The organism is Flavobacterium sp. 21.1 (assembly GCF_057801535.1).
In genome coordinates, this window is the sequence record NZ_JBYNXA010000005.1 from 328,204 (window position 1) to 343,424 (window position 15,221).

Here is a 15,221-nt window from a genome sequence, read left to right on the forward strand (position 1 = left end):
TCAGGAATTAGGTTTTAAAAGCAGTTTTTTATTTCGTGCTATTTTCCGAAAAACAATCCGATCCTATCGCTCCGCCGCCATATTGAAAAATGACATTTCGGTTGTAAATCATATAGGAACAGTTTTCCTTGTAAACCTGCATGATACTGTCGTTCATGGGTTTTTCATACTTCAAAAAGGTATACATGCCCAATCCGCTTCTTTTAAATCCAATTTTGCAAGGTTCCGTATTTGAAATAGAAATACAATTCGCATTTTCAATTTTTTCTGCTAAAAGAGCTACTTTTTCTTCATCCCAATGTAAGGAATTTAAAATTGAATCTGCTTTTTTTGTTCCCAGTTCTAAATTCCAGTCCTGATAAGATATACTGTTAGGTTGAGTTGCACTGCTGATGCTACCAATTTCGATGCGACTGATCATAGCTGTATTTTCAAATTCAATTTCAACCAGCCGGTTTTTTGGGCAAATTGATTTAAAATAACTTTGAAGTTTTGAAATTTCAGCTTTATTCATCTCATAATTTTCCACGAGCTCGTCCTTAGTATAATCTTTGTCATAGGCTCCAAAAAAATTAATGTAGCCAAACAAAAAGTTTCCGATCTGATATAAAAGAAGTCCCAGGATTATTAGGGAAAATACAAATGTTATTTTCTTAGTCATATATGTTAAGGTTGCCTATAACTTTCGCTGGTTTTCATAAAATCGCTTAAGAAAGTTATCATTTTGAAAATCGATCAGCCATACGAAATTATCTCCCTGATACAATCTGCAGGTATATTCCTTTTTGGTGGTCCAACTGAAATTATCACTTAAACCGTAAACTTCCACTTTATCATCTGACGCAGGACAATAGGAAATGAAATCCAGTTTACCGTCATTGTCGATTTCAGTCAGGGGCAATAAACTGGTGGTGTTTAGTAGGGCAGGAAAAGGTACTATTGCTTTTGTTTTTGTATCAATCAGAATTCCAAGATAATAGTCTCGCAGACTTGGAATATTTTCAGCATCGGAGAGATAAAATAAAATGTAGTTATTGTTATAAAACATTAAATCATAAGCTTGGACCATCTTGGTGAAATTATTCAGACTATCATTTATGTGCAGCGTTTTGATTCTTTGGTTTTTATAATTGACGATAATATTTTTAAGTTCCTTTTTTTTAATATCCAGACTTACTCTAAAAACAGAATCCTTATTGGTAAAATGAATTCCATTCTTAAGTTCTTTGAATAAAATCGCTTTGTTTACCAAATCATTATAACATACAATTGAATCAATTCGAGTGTCGCATTTTTGAAGACCATATCCATAATCATACAATTTTTGGTCAGTTAAAAAATCGCTCAACTTTTTATAATCAGCAGTTTGAGAACTTAATTTGCTGCACAATAGGATGAAAATAGAAAGGAATAATCTGAGTTTCATAGTTGGAATTTTCTTGAATAACGTTTATTTCCCTTTTTTGATATAGTCCTCAAAAGTAAAAAACCTTTCAACGTTTCCTTCTGAATTTATCGTTATGTAATTATTCGGATGATTAATCAGTTCGGCTAAAATTTTGTCTTTGTAAATTTCCGGAGATGCCTTCTTAATCAATTGATAAGCGGTTTCCCGGGAATCCAAAACAAATGTGCATTCGCCATCATCATGCGTTGCTAAACTTCCGGTTTCTATCAGTTTTATTTTGGCGTTGATTATATCTATGAAATCAACGTTTTCAAGAAAGACGATTAGTTCTGCGATAGTGTCAAAGTGAGGAATGTCTTGTTCTGTAGCAAATCCGAAGTTTTTATAGTTTGTCGCTCCAAATTCCTCGATATTTATTTTCAGATGCTCATCAAGAAGTTTTATCCCATCCAAGGTTGAAAATTCACCGAAATAGATTTCAAATTGATCTCGGTTTTGTTTCAATAAGTATACTTTTGGATAATTCATGTTTGTGAGTGAATAGCGCTGTCCGTCCAAAACTAGTGATTAAAGACAAAGACTACAAATGTAAAACCGATATCAGCAGAGGTTTGATTTAATTTTTTCCATATCAGCAGTATTTATGTTGATAATGTTCAGACCGAATTTCATGCCTATATAGTATTTGTGCTTAAAGTGTATCGTTAAATCATTTCCGCTAATTTTAAATTTAGTGATGTAAAACTTTGACAGGTAGGAATAGTTACTTGATTCGTTTGCTTTGATAACAAATGGGCCGTTGTAGGTTTGGGGAAGAGAATGGCGTAAGAATACGTAGACTTCATTATTGCAAAAAATGAATTTTGCGTATTGATAATTTTCCCCCAAGTCGATAAGAAACGATCTTGTGAACATTGACCATATTCGTAAATCTTCAGTTTCTATAGAATTTGAGCCAATTTCGGCCTTAATTTTTTTCGAATCTTTATAAAAGAGGATAAAACGCTTGATTAAAAAATAGGCTATTGTAATTGCAAAAATTATAGATGCGATTAATTGTAAGTATTTCATTTACTGGTGTTAATACTTTGCGTTTTATGCTGTTTAATTAAAATCTTCTTTCGGCTTATCAGACTGTAATCCTTATTCCAGACATCAGATACGATATAATATTTTGCTCCGGATTTTACAATTCTTTTTTCATAAGCTTCGTCATCGCTGAGAAAAACCGGTACGTCGCTCAACAGGTGCCATTTATTTTGGTAAAAGGAATACAAACGCATACTGCTCCAATTGTACTGTTCTAATTCCCGGAATATTAAAATTTCGGCTCTTCCGTCACCGTTAACATCCAGCGTCGGTTCTACCGATAAACGGTATGCTTCCATGATCATTTCAGGAATGTCCGAACTAAATTTGATTCTGACATAGCAGACATTTTGTCCGCATTCTTTTTCATACGTGTTATCGGGGGAAAGAACCCGTTTGTAACTTATGAAAGCGGTATCTTTTTGTTGGTCGCCATTGACATCACCCAATAGAACTGATGCTTTATGAATTTCAAGAGTACCTTTATAAGGCCGGGGAAGATTTTCTGTCGGGTCTAAGTCTTTGACTGAAGCAAGTCCGTTCTCGTCTTGTGCATTTATCATTTGACAATGCAGGAAGAAGCAGAACGAAAGGAGTACTGTTTTTAAAATTCTCATGTTTGAGATTAATTGTTGGGAAGATTATATCCCAGAGCTTCTTTAACCTGCGTTTCAAAATCGGCTAAATCTTCAAATTTTTGAAATCCCGGTTCTTTTTTATTTTTCTTAAGTTCGGTGATCAGTTCCAAAACAAGGTCATAACCTTCGATTTCGTAACCAAACATATTCTGATCGAAATTGGTTCCGATTAAAAGTCCGTCGTTATCAATTCCGATACACCAGTCTTCCATGAAATTGGCTAGATTTATTTCCATCGGACTATATTCTTCCCAGCCATTTTTGATGCACGAATTTGCCAATGCTTTTTCAGACCAGAAACAAATCATTTTAATAGGTTCACCATCATCATCTTCTACATCATTTGAACTTGAAGTTGCAAATCCGTCTTCACTTTCCAAAACGTATACGATGTTGGTTTCGCATACTTTTTTGATGAATTTTTCGTGGTTTAACCGTACGTCAATGTGATTTTTAAACATCCTTACTATTTTAATTATCGTTATTTCTTTCTGATATTACTGTTTACGCTGGTGCTGTATCGTTATTACTTCCGAACTACTTACAGCTTATTTTATGCGGACATATTCATCTTTGTATTCTTCAACTGTTACCTGCCCGTTTGTTTCAGAGGTTCTTGGTAAATACAATTTTCCGTCAATAATTTTATATTTAATTACCTCTTCTTTAATTAAAACACCATCCCTGTAGAAGGATTGAACTAAGGAGTTGATTCCATTTTCGGATTTAAGTTTATAAGTTACCGTTAAGTTTCTTAATACGGCACTTTTTGGGTTTTGTAAATCCAACAGATTTATGGTTCCGTTCGCGGTAAATTCTATAGCTAATTCAGTGTCATGTTCCTTACGCCAAACGCCAACAATATCTTGGGAGAAAACCCATGAAGGAAGCAAAATAAGTAGTGCGAATAAAATTTTTTTCATGATTTTTTGTGTAGTGCAGTTTTGTTACGGATAATGGCAAATATACCGAAAAGATCAAATGGAAAAAGTTGAAGAGGAATCTACTTTTTTCGGTGTTTTAATCACCACCACATCCACCACATCCGCTTCCGCAGCCACTGCAACCACTTCCGCAACCGCTGTCGCCACCACAGCCACTGTCAAAACTTGAAGAAAAATCATCAAAACTCCAGCTGCAATCACCCAAATCGCTCACAAAATCAATGGAATTGTTTTTGCTGATTTCAATTCCTAAATCGTTATCGATCTGTTGCAGTAAGTCGTAATCAACATTGATCAGTATAAAAATATTGGCGCCAATTAATTTTATAAGTTCAATTACTTTTTGGTTTTCGATAGCATCTACCGCTGAAAGTCCGTTGCTTATGGTTTGAATTTCCTCCTTAACTTTTCTTTTCAGTTCATAGCCATAGTCCGTGTGACTGTAGCCATAAAATAGTTTCTGAAAAATATTCTGAGAAAAGCATTTTTTCAGGGCAGGCGTTTTTATAAGGTCATTTTTCAGTTCGTTTAGTGTTTGTGATCTCTGATAACCGATTTTGACCAGATTTTTAAACAGGATTTCAAGCGTATTATCCGCTACAAATGTTGAAAGAAATACCCGTTCGTGGTTTAACGAACTATAGCTGTTGAAATTATGCCCAATCCCAACATACTTATAAGTTCTGAAATCCTGACTTACATGCGGTTGTCGTTCTACTTCAAAAACTTTCAGAACCTGTTTGAATAACAGATCCATGAACGTAAGTTTTAAAAGTTCATGACGGCTGACATTTTCTCGGGTTAAAATCAAAATTTCTGCCGGTGTCAGTTCTGATAGGTATTTCATTTAAAACGGTTTTTTAATGACCCAGTTTCTTTTTACGTTTACTCTTTCAAATTCAATTTCTGAAAACCTGATTTCGCTTGTTGGCCAGACGTCTGTCGGAGGTTTTGTTTTGAAAACTTCTACGTATAATTCTTTTGTTTTTTCATACCAGTTTGTGAATTTGGCCGTTTCACTGTCGCCGCCCTTTGTAGGTCCGTGGTGAATTTTTCTTTTGATTGTCTTCTCACAGAATTCTTCCCAATACGACTGCGTATAAAGTAAGTGCAGATGCCAGACCTGATCCACCTGATCAGAGGGCGTTAGCGGATGATCGGCAACAGTGAGAAGAAAAATGAATTTTTTGTATTCTGCTATGGCACGGATTGCGTATTCTATCGTCCAGCCGTTTTCTCTTGCAAGCCGATCCGTAAAACTTAATGAAATTTCGGGATCATCTAATTCGAAATTCTTGATTTCATTCCAGAGGTTCAGCTGTTCGTTAGTCATCTTTTTTGTTTTGATCTCAGTATTTGTTTCTATCTCCTTTGACTCAAATTTATAGCTCTTTCTAATCGTGGGCGATTGTATCGTTGAAGGAAGATGGGATAGAGGTTGAGCAAGATATTCAGGATCAGTAACCATATGGAACTGAGGATGCCAAATCTAAACGATACGAAAACAGTAAACCCCATTACGATAAAAAAAATAATCAGATGTCCTAATTCTGATTGTTTTGTTCGGTAAAGCAGATGAATTAAAGCCTCCGTGTTCTTTTCGACCGGATTGGATTTTTTGTTCAGTTTTTCCCAACCGATCCAAACCAATAATTTTCTGAAAAAGTTTATTCCAAAGGATTCATATATTTTCCCTTTCCTTTCCCAGGTTTTGAGGTTGTAGTAAGAAGAAGAATGTCTGCTTTTTAGTGTTTCGGTAAATAAAAGCACACAGGCCATCAGCAAAAAATTAAGCGCCCACGCGAATGCAAAACCCTGCACTCCGAGAAAATGAATCAAGGCGTAAATCAATACAATTGCAATCAGTACAATAACAATTAAATTTAAAGCTTTTCGCATTGGCATATAATTTTAGTTTCCGACAAAGGACTGTAGCTGATTTGGGTATATTAATTTTTTATTTTTGAAATCTTTGTCGATAAGTAAAATTTCGTTGCCATTGAGCCAGAATAAGTTACTGCTCACTGGTTTTGTATCACTGCTCTCAAACAAATAGTTGGTCATATCCATAAAACTCAGACAAAACAGATTTATTTTTTCTTTATCATTTAGCGGTAAAGCCATGATAACCGTATTATTTGGAATTGAAATAACGGTACCGTATTTTCCGATCGGTGGATTTGTCTTTTTCAGGTCTATAATGGAGGATGTTATGAATAAGTCGGTGTCATTTGCTAATAAATAAAACTCTTCTCCGTTTTTACCGGATTCTACTTTTTCGAATTTTTGATCCAGGTTTTTTAAAGTATTTTCTTTTGCCAGTTTGAAAATTTCGTCTTCCGATTTTTTCCAGATACCGACATATTTTTTTTCCAGACTGCCAATACCGGAAGGCAGGTCTAAAACTACGACTTCGATCAAACCTTTGTATGAAGCTTTTAAAATGCCATGGTTCGCATATTGTGGTTTCAGTTCGTCGGAATAAATTCTGATTTTTAAATAGGGTTTAATGAAATTGAAATCGTTCATTTTTGAGGCAATTTCTTTTCTCTCAATTTTCAGCGCTTTATGCTGTTCAAAGAAATTTTTGATTTCCTGTTGCATTGCAGTTTCGCCTTTCTCAGAACATTTTTCATAGACAGTCGTTATGCCAACTTCCACATTCTTATCAAAGTACTCGCTTTCTGATAAAGTTTTAAAATAGCCCTGATCATAATGCTCCTCAATTTTGCCAACCGGATATTTTGTGATCTGCGATTTAAAAAAGACGATAAACTTGTTTACATCGGTATTATCAGTTTGGGCGTTTAGAAGATTTGCAATCAGTAAAAGGGAAAATACTATTTTGATTTTCATATTGTTTTTTATCGTTTGTTTAGAATACGTGTCCGCTATTTTCTGCGAATGCTTACAAATATACCGAAAAGTCTGAAAGAAAAAAGTTAGAATAAAAGGAGAAACGGAACCCGTTAATTTGTTCAAAACTAATGTGTTTGTGTTTCAGAATTTCACATCATTCTTATATCGGACAGCATCAATTATTTCAAAATTCTGGTTTTTTGTTTTTGCGATCCAAATGGTCTTTTTATGATTCGTATAATTCCAGGTATGTTGTTGAATTATGCTATCGGTGATCATTGATTTTTTACTTAAAATTCCACCCTGAAATTCATTTAATTGAGCATTGATTGAAAAAGAGATTGTTTCATCGGCTTCCGACTTAAAGTAAACATCATTTGCAAAATTTAAATTTTTCCCGATTAATAGATCTATCGTCTCAACGGGTTTGTGAAACGGGTCAAAATACCAAAGACCGGTTGCAGAAATTATAAAATTAATACCAGTAGTTTTTTCATTTGTTGAATCTATTTTATTTAAACCACTTTATTATTTTTTAATTTTCACAATACTGTCTTTCTTCATGATATCTTGTGCGATGGTATCCATGTACTCAATAGTGAAGCTAAACTCATTATTGCTGATTTTTTTGACCCTGTTTTTGTAACTGTCTTCGGCATAGACATTATTTTTCGCCAGCATTTTCCACTGCTTTGTATTGTCATCAAACGAATAGATCATGATATTGACGTGCGTTCCAATCCACCAGTTCGTTTGGAAAATCAATTCTTTGAGACCATCTCCGTCAAGATCTTCAATCGCTTCTATACTTCCCCATAACGAGTTGGGAATAGATAGTTCCGAAAATTTGTTTGAAAATCTTATTTTATTATAGCAATCGGTTATGCAGCCGTCAAATTCTATTGCTCCACCTAAGTCAGGATTTTTTTTGCCATAGTAGGGTGGGGTATAAACGAAAGCCGTATCGGATATTTTGTCGTTGTCAATATCACCGAGAGGAAAAACCTCCCAGTGGCCTGAAATTATGTTGTCTTTTGTTTTTGATACTACATCCGATGTTGGAGTGACGTTAGATTTTCGATCACATCCGATAATTACAAGTAAAAGAAATCCGGTAATGATTTTTGTACTATTCATAAGATTGGTTTTATTAACCTGAAACACCGGCTAACGGGCGTTTTTTATTATTGAAATGGCCACCTCTTCGTTGTTCAAAATGTTCGAATACCAAAATCCTTTTCCCCAAATGCCTTTTCCGAAAAATTCTTCCGAATATTTTAAACTCAGAAGGGTTGAGGTTCTGCTTTTTAATTTTGCGACTTTCTGGGTGAGAAGTTCCCTTTTCGATTTTTAAAACTTTTATACATTTTAAAACAGATCCACAAAAGCAGGATAATGTTAGCGATATACCAAAAGTAAATGGCAAAGTAAATGATTTTCTCTTTGGTGGTCATGCTTTCTAAACTCATGTAAGGTCCTTCACTTTCGTCATAGAAATCTTCATAGATCATAAACCATGTGGCTAAAAAGACATAGATAAAAAGATCTGCTAAAATGAATGCTATTATGCGAAGAATTTTTGATGCCGTTGTTTTAAATAGACTCATGTTTTAAGGTTTAATTTCAATGGTTGTTCCGATTTTTACCGCTCTGTAAAGCTCATCTACTTCTTCATTGGTTACTGCGATACAGCCTAAAGTCCAGTCAGTCCAGCGGTGAAACTTACCGATAAAACCCATTTTGTTTCTGAGTCCGTGTATTTTGACATCGCCACCTGTTGGTTTACCAAGCCGTTTTGCATTTTCGATATCCTCTTTATTAGGATAAGAAATGCCTAAATTTTTGTGGTAACCACTATTTGGGTTTTTGTCGTTGATGGAATAGCGTCCTTCCGGTGTTTTTTTATCACCTTCAAATTCCTTGTCTCCGATCGGTTTTCTGCCAAGTGCAATTTTATAAGTCTTAACCAATTGTCCGTTTGAGTAGGCTAATAGTTGTCTTTTTGATTTGTAAACAACAATTTTGTCAATTTGTATGTTGGCCGGAAGTTTGTTTTCCGGATAGAAATAATAAACGGCCAGCCCCGCAAAAAGAAGGGAAACGGTCAGCAAAATCTTTTTATTTCTGGCCATTGAGAGTTGTTTATTTGTTGTAAACCTTTTTATTTTTCTAATTCGATTTTAAGTTTTTCAATGATCTCTTTTTCAAATTTCCTTTTTGTCATTATGTTCTCAAACAAGCCTAAATCCTGATTGACTAATTCCCAATACCCTTTTCTGTATTTATATACCGCAACAAGTGCAAAGGTGGTTCCGGATTCATCATCGGACCTGGTCCAGGTATGTAGTTTTTTGTTGTCTAAATCAAAATATATTTCGTGCCAATAGTCGGTACTGTCCATATCCAGAAAGTTGGCATTTTGGAGTTTTAGCTTTTGCAGTGCAGTGATCACTTCCTTTTCAGAATGTTCAAAATAATAGGTTTCTGCGTAGGGATAAGTTCCGGCGGCATAAAAATGGAAAGTCGAAAAAAATGAAATTAGCTTATAGATAACGATCAGAATTACTAATGTAATAATCACTGACTTAAATTTCGGTTTGATCATTTAATATAGTTGAGATATGGTCTTACGTAACCTAAATCATTCGGTGTTTATTCGATAGAATACTTCACTTTATACGAAAAGGAAATAATCAGCTTTTTAAACTCACTGGGTGGAGTTACTGTTACAGAATTAGAATTTAATCCAACGGAATACATATTGGTATAATTATACTTATCCCTTGAGTCAGCATTTTGCTCAATGATTTCCAATGGTTTTCCAAGTTTATTTCCTACAGAATTTAAAAGATATTCGGCCTTTGTTTTTGCGGCTTTCAAGGCTTCAATTCGAACTTCTTTGTTATAGTTGACGATATCAGTATGGTCCAGTTTAAAAACATCAGCTTCTTTGATATTTGCTTCAAACAGTTTTTCGAATAATTGGGAAACCTGTGGTCCGTTATCTAAAATAAGATTGAACTGTTTACTTTGTTTGAAACCTACTTCCTTTCTCTTTTCCGTTATGATGGAGGAGGTAAAGTCGGCTAAAGTCAGTTTGGATTTCGGAATATTTAAATCATTTAAAATCTGATGTAACTTCACTTCCTGATCTTCTATCCTGTATTTTTTGTTATCTATGGATTTTTCGCTTAATGTGATTGAGACATAAATCTGATTCGGCTCAATTTCTTTTCTGGCCGTTCCTACGACCTCTATAAAAGGAATTTGGGAAGAAGCCGGGCTTTGGGAAAATACAAAATTGCTTAGGAAGACAAATAAGATTAAAGCTAGTTTCTTCATGATTTATGTTTTTAAATTGTGTTGATTTTTATTGCTGATGTTTACAAATATACCGAAAAGTCTTAAAGAAAAAATTTGGAAAAAGCAGAAACCGGAAGAAGGACTTCCCCAATATAACGAGTGGAAAATGATATTATTACTAATGTTATTAATAGTGTTCTATTAAATTATTTCGGTTTTTTTCGTGAGCCCGCTAAATTTAAATAATAGAGCTGTAGCCAGGCCATAGAATAAAATCCAATGACCGGAAAACCCTCGTATTTCATTTGCTCTGAAATGATGGTATTCCTGCTCGGTCAGCGTTCTGATAAGTTTTCCGTGATTGTGTAAAATATACAGTCCGTCCCTGATTTCCGGACTTCCTTCCTGTGACATTGCAAATAATGCAAAATTTATGAATGCATAGAAGAAACTTCCTATTACTAAGATAGCCATCCAGGTCGGCGTATCTTTGAACAAGATTTTAAACAAAGCGGTCGGATTCATTTTGTTTGCCATACCCGACTGCTGATATTCCTGTAGTTCTGTGTTGTTTTTGAAGTCCAGAACTACCGGAAGCATAACAATAAAAATTCCGATATGCAAAAGCCAGATAAAAGGGACCTTTTCGGTTACGTCAATATCACTGACGGATAGTATATGAACCAGTAGTCCGAGTGCCCAACCGGTTACGGCAAAGTAAAATAAATATTTTTTCATTTTTTATAGGGTTGTTTTTTATTCGATGTCCTTGTTCCGCCGGTTTAAGAGAAGCGGAAATTTTTATGACTGCTATCCGCAAATATACCGAGAAAGAATTAAAGAAAGTCGTGATTAATCCATTCTTGGCGTTGAGATCAGCAGGAAAAATAAAAATGCCGCAAAACATAAACCAATGAAATTTACGAAAGACAGCCAAAGATTTTTCTCATGCTTTTTTGTAAATATCAGTACTGCGGAAATTACTAAGAGATTTATAGCTAAAGTGAATGGTAGGTTTATAAGGCCAAATGCCATCGGACCGCCTTTTTCTTTAATTATGATGAAAGTGAACGGCAAAAAATAAACGTTTAGAAGTAAAATTAAGACGGCAGTAATTCTATTGAACAGTTTCATAATTTATCTTTTAGGTTTTTGGGTATTTATATCAGATTGACTTCAATTTGTCAATCAGCCATTTTCCATGACTTTTTTTAATGAATATCCGATAGGTGGAAACCGATCCAAAAATAGAAACATTAGCACGCAGCAATCCATAGTCTTTTGTGTCGTCAAACAGTATCTTAGACAATGAAACTGTTCCGCGAATTTCTAAATAGTCGGGATGAGAATGTTTTCTGTTTTCCCAATAGTTTTTCGAAGCGAAAATTACCTTTAAGTTTGGAAAAGCAACTATTCTTTTACGATCCATAAGATAGTACAAACGATCTTCAGATTCCTCTTTTCCGAAGGTAATATTCTGAAAATGCAGTTGCAGTTCAGTTCGCTCCTGAGAATTAATTGGTCGGATCGTGTCGGAGATAACGGCCCTAATTTTTGAATGTGCTTTTTTGAAATCTAACAATTCTTCTTTTAACTGTTTTTTGCTGTTTTTCCAGTACGCAACATCCTTATTTTTTTCTTTGAAATCAATAGGAGGAGGAGGAGTTAACGCAATTCTGTTTTCAATCCATAGCGAATCGATCGCAGCTGGAAATATTTCAACGAGGGTATTTTTTTCGAATTCCAATTCATTTGTTTTTCGCTGACAACTAAGCATAAGGAAAACTGAAAGTACAGCTGTATATTTTAGATGTTTCATATTAAGTTTATCAAATCAAAATAAACCCTATTTTGGGGATAGAACTACATTTTCATACAGTCGCTTTTTACAGAGAATTATTTTTCTTTTAAAGGACGGAGCTTAGTTTTTAAAGAATCAGTTTGCTTTTCTGTATGTTGAACTTGATCATTAATTTGATTCTGATCAATTGTATCGTTTTCAACGAACTCTTCTGCTGTTGCTCGTTTACCCATTATACAGCTTGTGAAAGTAAATAGAAAACTTAGCGAGAATAAGGCAATAATTTTAATAGGTCTGATTTTTATTTGGTTAAATCGATTTCGCAACTTAGAATATTGACTATTTTCTATCTGATCGGATTTATAATATCCGCAAATACTTTCATTGTTTGCATTTTCAACAAAATATTTTTGAATTTCAGTAGTCTTCATTTTTGTGAAATCAATTACAGTTTTATTGCAGGAAGCACAAAACCGGCCTTTTTTATCCGGCGACATTGAATTCCAATTTTCGTTACAGGGACTGGGTATTCTTATTTTATTTTCCATACTCTTTTCAAATCGATAGTCTTTAGTTTCGGGGGCAGTTACTGCAAATGTTACGCCAGTTTTATATTGTTACGGATTTTTTTAATCGTTTTTTAAGTGTACCATAAAATCTTAAAGGATAGTTTCATAATTTTTATTTCAGTTGAATATGAATGTGGTCATCGTGCCGTACAGCTCTGCAACCGTGGTATTTTATTCGGGCATCCGTCAATCCCATTCGATATTTCAGATGAGGTTCAATAAAAAGCTTCCCCAGATTTTTGTTTTTCAAGAGGCTCTCGATGAGTTTTGAAGTTCCTTTTTTTGAAAAAGATAACTCCTGATTGATTTTTCCGAAAGTCAGGTATTTAGGATAATCGTATTGGAAATACCCGCTTTTTAAGCAAAGCCCAATTTGGTCAAATTCATTTTGTGTTGGGTTTTCAAAGGATCCGTAACCGCTTCGTGACTTTTGTTTATCCGACAGTTCACCTGATTCGGTTTCGTAAATCAGACTTAAATCGATTTTTTTACCGTCATTATGACTTAAATGCGGCAATAACGGGAATTTGTTTACAAATGGAAAACTGGCATCTAAATAATGTATTTTCACATTGGTACCGGTTAAATTACGTTCGGTTTTTGCGAGTAGATCGTTTAATTGCGGTCGGACATAATTTCGATTCAGTAAAACAGTGAAATAATTTGTGGGTCCGATTATTTGCGAGTGTTTTACTTTTTCTCTTCCAAAGATCGGAGCAATGTTTGGAACAATTACGAATGTTGAAAATAGATATAGAATCATAAAAACTACTGCCGTTTTGAACTTAAAATCTGCTTTCCATTTTTTAGAAAGTAAAACACTAGATAAATAAACAACACCTCCTATCTGAGTTGTAATTGTCAAAAAAATGAATAGGATTGCGCGAAGCAAAAAAAGCAACACTGGTTTCAATTTGAGCATGATTTTTTTATGTTGCATAACTCTGTCCGGTGCATTTCTATTGTATTTTTCAAGCAGTTGAATTTAATCGAAACCACAATTTGTTTGTAATAAGGCTATTTTTTTGCAGTGAAACCCACAGGAATCATTAAATTCTCGTGGTCATACATATTTATGTAAATCTGCAAAGTATCAGGGATATCTTCCCAGTATACCTGGTAGATATCAAGTGAGCCTTTGAATCCTTTTTCCACATTGGGCGTTTCAAAAAGACAGCAGCTTCCGGATCTGTAAAATCTAACGGCTTCTCCGTTTGGACCTTTTAACGCACTCAAAAACCGGCGTTCGTTTTTCGGTCCTATTCGTTCCAGACGGCCTCCAACCTTAATCGGATTTGATTCAGTAAAACCGTAGCTCTTATCAGAACTTTGTTCCGTTAAGTGAAAGTAGTCCGGTTCAATTGGTCCTTCGTCCAATTCTTTCTGGTTATTGTTGCAGGAAAGTGACAATACTATAATTAAGACAAGATATTTTCTCATTTTTTATATAATCTATTAACGGTTACTTGTTATTGGCAAGACAGACTTTCCAAGTGGAAAATCAACGTTATTTAATTCTTTATTCTCCGATTTCATAAACCGAAATTGTTTTGTCACCGGCTACTAAAAAGCGACCTGACGCAACATGGTAATCGTTCACTTTTAAGTTCTCGTCATTATAAATGATTTGGCCGTCAAGTGAAATCACTGCAAAACCACCCTTGTGAAAAACGATAACGAATGCATTCATGGCTTTGCTAAAATACATTTTCGACTTAAGGATATTATTGTCGGCAATCGGAATTTTTCGGTTTATTTCAACAGTGTCTCCGTTGATTTTATGAAAATGAATTTCGCATGGCGTGTCAGCGGTTGCATTTTCGTCTCCATCCACATAGGGATTGTATGCAATGGCGATCGTATCGTCATCAATCCAGCAGGTGGGTCTGTTTTCATGCTCCCACATACCAATTTTTAAATCGGAAATTCGGTTGCTGTTTATAAACTGGTCAGTATCGTAAATAGTATAACAGTCGCAGGAACCCCATGCCCAGCCGGCACTTAAAAATTTTTGTTGGTTTGGAGACACAAACAATTGACCAAAAAAGTAATCATAAGGCCTTGGCCACGGCAGTTTGTTGTCTTCATTGTATTTATTATAATATTCGATATGCCGCTCTTCTGCGTTTTCTTCTATTAAGGATTTTGAAGCCGTTAAAATCTGCCGGCTGTCGAGATTCATTATCTGAATATGATTCCAGGCCTCGCTATAAATTAGATGCGGTATCCCATCGGTATTTTTGTATAGGGCTATCGGATACGTTGAAATATCGGCAAAATTATCTGCTCTCCACAAATGCAGCGATTTGTATTTACCCGGATAATGAACAAACCCGTGTCTTTTTAAGTCATTTGCCACAACTACAATTTCTTCTAAGGCGTATATTGAAGTTTTTGCTGAGGTGTCAAACCCTCCATCTTCATAAGTAAAATTACTATTAACTGAAAATAAGTAAGTTCCTGCTCGATCGTCTAAGTTAAATCTGATCACACTTCCCGAACTCATCAAAAGTACAACTTCATTGGACTTCGATAAAGTTGCCGTCATTATACTTTCGTCAGTGTCAAACGTTATATCATAAATCTTATTTGCTTTCATTGTAATATAAA

The 15,221-nt window shown here is 34.8% G+C and carries 21 protein-coding genes; all 21 read right to left on the reverse strand.

Annotated elements, in window-relative coordinates; translation table 11 throughout:
• Nucleotides 1–28: 28 nt before the first annotated feature.
• The 21 genes from AC3E9U_RS13430 to AC3E9U_RS13530 all read right to left on the reverse strand — a co-directional run bounded on the left by AC3E9U_RS13430 (nucleotide 29) and on the right by AC3E9U_RS13530 (nucleotide 15,210).
• Nucleotides 29–661 (reverse strand): hypothetical protein, encoded by a 633-nt coding sequence (locus tag AC3E9U_RS13430; RefSeq protein WP_488747431.1) that lies wholly within the window; start codon nucleotides 659–661, stop codon nucleotides 29–31.
• A 15-nt stretch (nucleotides 662–676) separates the two neighbouring features.
• Nucleotides 677–1,426: a hypothetical protein gene (locus tag AC3E9U_RS13435; protein ID WP_488747432.1), complete on the reverse strand. Its 750-nt coding sequence runs from the start codon at nucleotides 1,424–1,426 to the stop codon at nucleotides 677–679.
• Between the two features lie 24 nt (nucleotides 1,427–1,450).
• Complete coding sequence (locus AC3E9U_RS13440; RefSeq protein ID WP_488747433.1) at nucleotides 1,451–1,936, reverse strand: hypothetical protein; 486 nt, start codon at nucleotides 1,934–1,936, stop codon at nucleotides 1,451–1,453.
• A gap of 539 nt (nucleotides 1,937–2,475) precedes the next feature.
• Nucleotides 2,476–3,114 carry a hypothetical protein gene (locus AC3E9U_RS13445; protein WP_488747434.1) on the reverse strand — a complete coding sequence of 213 codons (639 nt, stop codon included), beginning with the start codon at nucleotides 3,112–3,114 and terminating at the stop codon, nucleotides 2,476–2,478.
• A gap of 8 nt (nucleotides 3,115–3,122) precedes the next feature.
• Nucleotides 3,123–3,596, reverse strand: coding sequence for a DUF2750 domain-containing protein (locus AC3E9U_RS13450; protein WP_488747435.1), 474 nt, complete (start codon nucleotides 3,594–3,596; stop codon nucleotides 3,123–3,125).
• Between the two features lie 87 nt (nucleotides 3,597–3,683).
• A complete protein-coding gene (locus tag AC3E9U_RS13455) occupies nucleotides 3,684–4,058 on the reverse strand; it encodes a hypothetical protein (protein WP_488747436.1) in 375 nt (124 codons plus the stop codon).
• Nucleotides 4,059–4,155: 97 nt separating this feature from the next.
• A complete protein-coding gene (locus tag AC3E9U_RS13460; protein ID WP_488747437.1) occupies nucleotides 4,156–4,926 on the reverse strand; it encodes a hypothetical protein in 771 nt (256 codons plus the stop codon).
• Nucleotides 4,927–5,412 carry a glycine-rich domain-containing protein gene (locus AC3E9U_RS13465; RefSeq protein WP_488747438.1) on the reverse strand — a complete coding sequence of 162 codons (486 nt, stop codon included), beginning with the start codon at nucleotides 5,410–5,412 and terminating at the stop codon, nucleotides 4,927–4,929. It lies immediately after the preceding gene.
• A 29-nt stretch (nucleotides 5,413–5,441) separates the two neighbouring features.
• Complete coding sequence (locus AC3E9U_RS13470; RefSeq protein ID WP_488747439.1) at nucleotides 5,442–5,978, reverse strand: glycosyl-4,4'-diaponeurosporenoate acyltransferase CrtO family protein; 537 nt, start codon at nucleotides 5,976–5,978, stop codon at nucleotides 5,442–5,444.
• Between the two features lie 12 nt (nucleotides 5,979–5,990).
• On the reverse strand, nucleotides 5,991–6,935 hold the full coding sequence (locus AC3E9U_RS13475; protein WP_488747440.1) for a hypothetical protein: 945 nt from the start codon (nucleotides 6,933–6,935) through the stop codon (nucleotides 5,991–5,993).
• Nucleotides 6,936–7,466: 531 nt separating this feature from the next.
• Nucleotides 7,467–8,075, reverse strand: a complete 609-nt coding sequence (locus AC3E9U_RS13480; RefSeq protein ID WP_488747441.1) for a hypothetical protein — start codon at nucleotides 8,073–8,075, stop codon at nucleotides 7,467–7,469.
• A 170-nt stretch (nucleotides 8,076–8,245) separates the two neighbouring features.
• Entirely contained in the window at nucleotides 8,246–8,545 is a 300-nt protein-coding gene (locus AC3E9U_RS13485; RefSeq protein ID WP_488747442.1) for a hypothetical protein, read from the reverse strand.
• A gap of 3 nt (nucleotides 8,546–8,548) precedes the next feature.
• Nucleotides 8,549–9,070 carry a L,D-transpeptidase family protein gene (locus tag AC3E9U_RS13490; RefSeq protein ID WP_488747443.1) on the reverse strand — a complete coding sequence of 174 codons (522 nt, stop codon included), beginning with the start codon at nucleotides 9,068–9,070 and terminating at the stop codon, nucleotides 8,549–8,551.
• A gap of 29 nt (nucleotides 9,071–9,099) precedes the next feature.
• Entirely contained in the window at nucleotides 9,100–9,543 is a 444-nt protein-coding gene (locus AC3E9U_RS13495; protein WP_488747444.1) for a hypothetical protein, read from the reverse strand.
• Nucleotides 9,544–9,590: 47 nt separating this feature from the next.
• Complete coding sequence (locus AC3E9U_RS13500; RefSeq protein ID WP_488747445.1) at nucleotides 9,591–10,280, reverse strand: SIMPL domain-containing protein; 690 nt, start codon at nucleotides 10,278–10,280, stop codon at nucleotides 9,591–9,593.
• Between the two features lie 162 nt (nucleotides 10,281–10,442).
• On the reverse strand, nucleotides 10,443–10,979 hold the full coding sequence (locus tag AC3E9U_RS13505) for a hypothetical protein (protein ID WP_488747446.1): 537 nt from the start codon (nucleotides 10,977–10,979) through the stop codon (nucleotides 10,443–10,445).
• A gap of 427 nt (nucleotides 10,980–11,406) precedes the next feature.
• Nucleotides 11,407–12,060 (reverse strand): hypothetical protein, encoded by a 654-nt coding sequence (locus AC3E9U_RS13510; protein WP_488747447.1) that lies wholly within the window; start codon nucleotides 12,058–12,060, stop codon nucleotides 11,407–11,409.
• Nucleotides 12,061–12,137: 77 nt separating this feature from the next.
• The gene (locus tag AC3E9U_RS13515) at nucleotides 12,138–12,473 is read right to left on the reverse strand and encodes a hypothetical protein (protein WP_488747448.1); all 336 of its coding nucleotides are present in this window, start codon (nucleotides 12,471–12,473) and stop codon (nucleotides 12,138–12,140) included.
• A 250-nt stretch (nucleotides 12,474–12,723) separates the two neighbouring features.
• A complete protein-coding gene (locus tag AC3E9U_RS13520; RefSeq protein ID WP_488747449.1) occupies nucleotides 12,724–13,374 on the reverse strand; it encodes a hypothetical protein in 651 nt (216 codons plus the stop codon).
• 254 nt (nucleotides 13,375–13,628) lie between these two features.
• Nucleotides 13,629–14,051, reverse strand: coding sequence for a hypothetical protein (locus tag AC3E9U_RS13525; protein WP_488747450.1), 423 nt, complete (start codon nucleotides 14,049–14,051; stop codon nucleotides 13,629–13,631).
• A 79-nt stretch (nucleotides 14,052–14,130) separates the two neighbouring features.
• Entirely contained in the window at nucleotides 14,131–15,210 is a 1,080-nt protein-coding gene (locus AC3E9U_RS13530; RefSeq protein WP_488747451.1) for an RNA-binding protein, read from the reverse strand.
• Nucleotides 15,211–15,221: the final 11 nt, after the last annotated feature.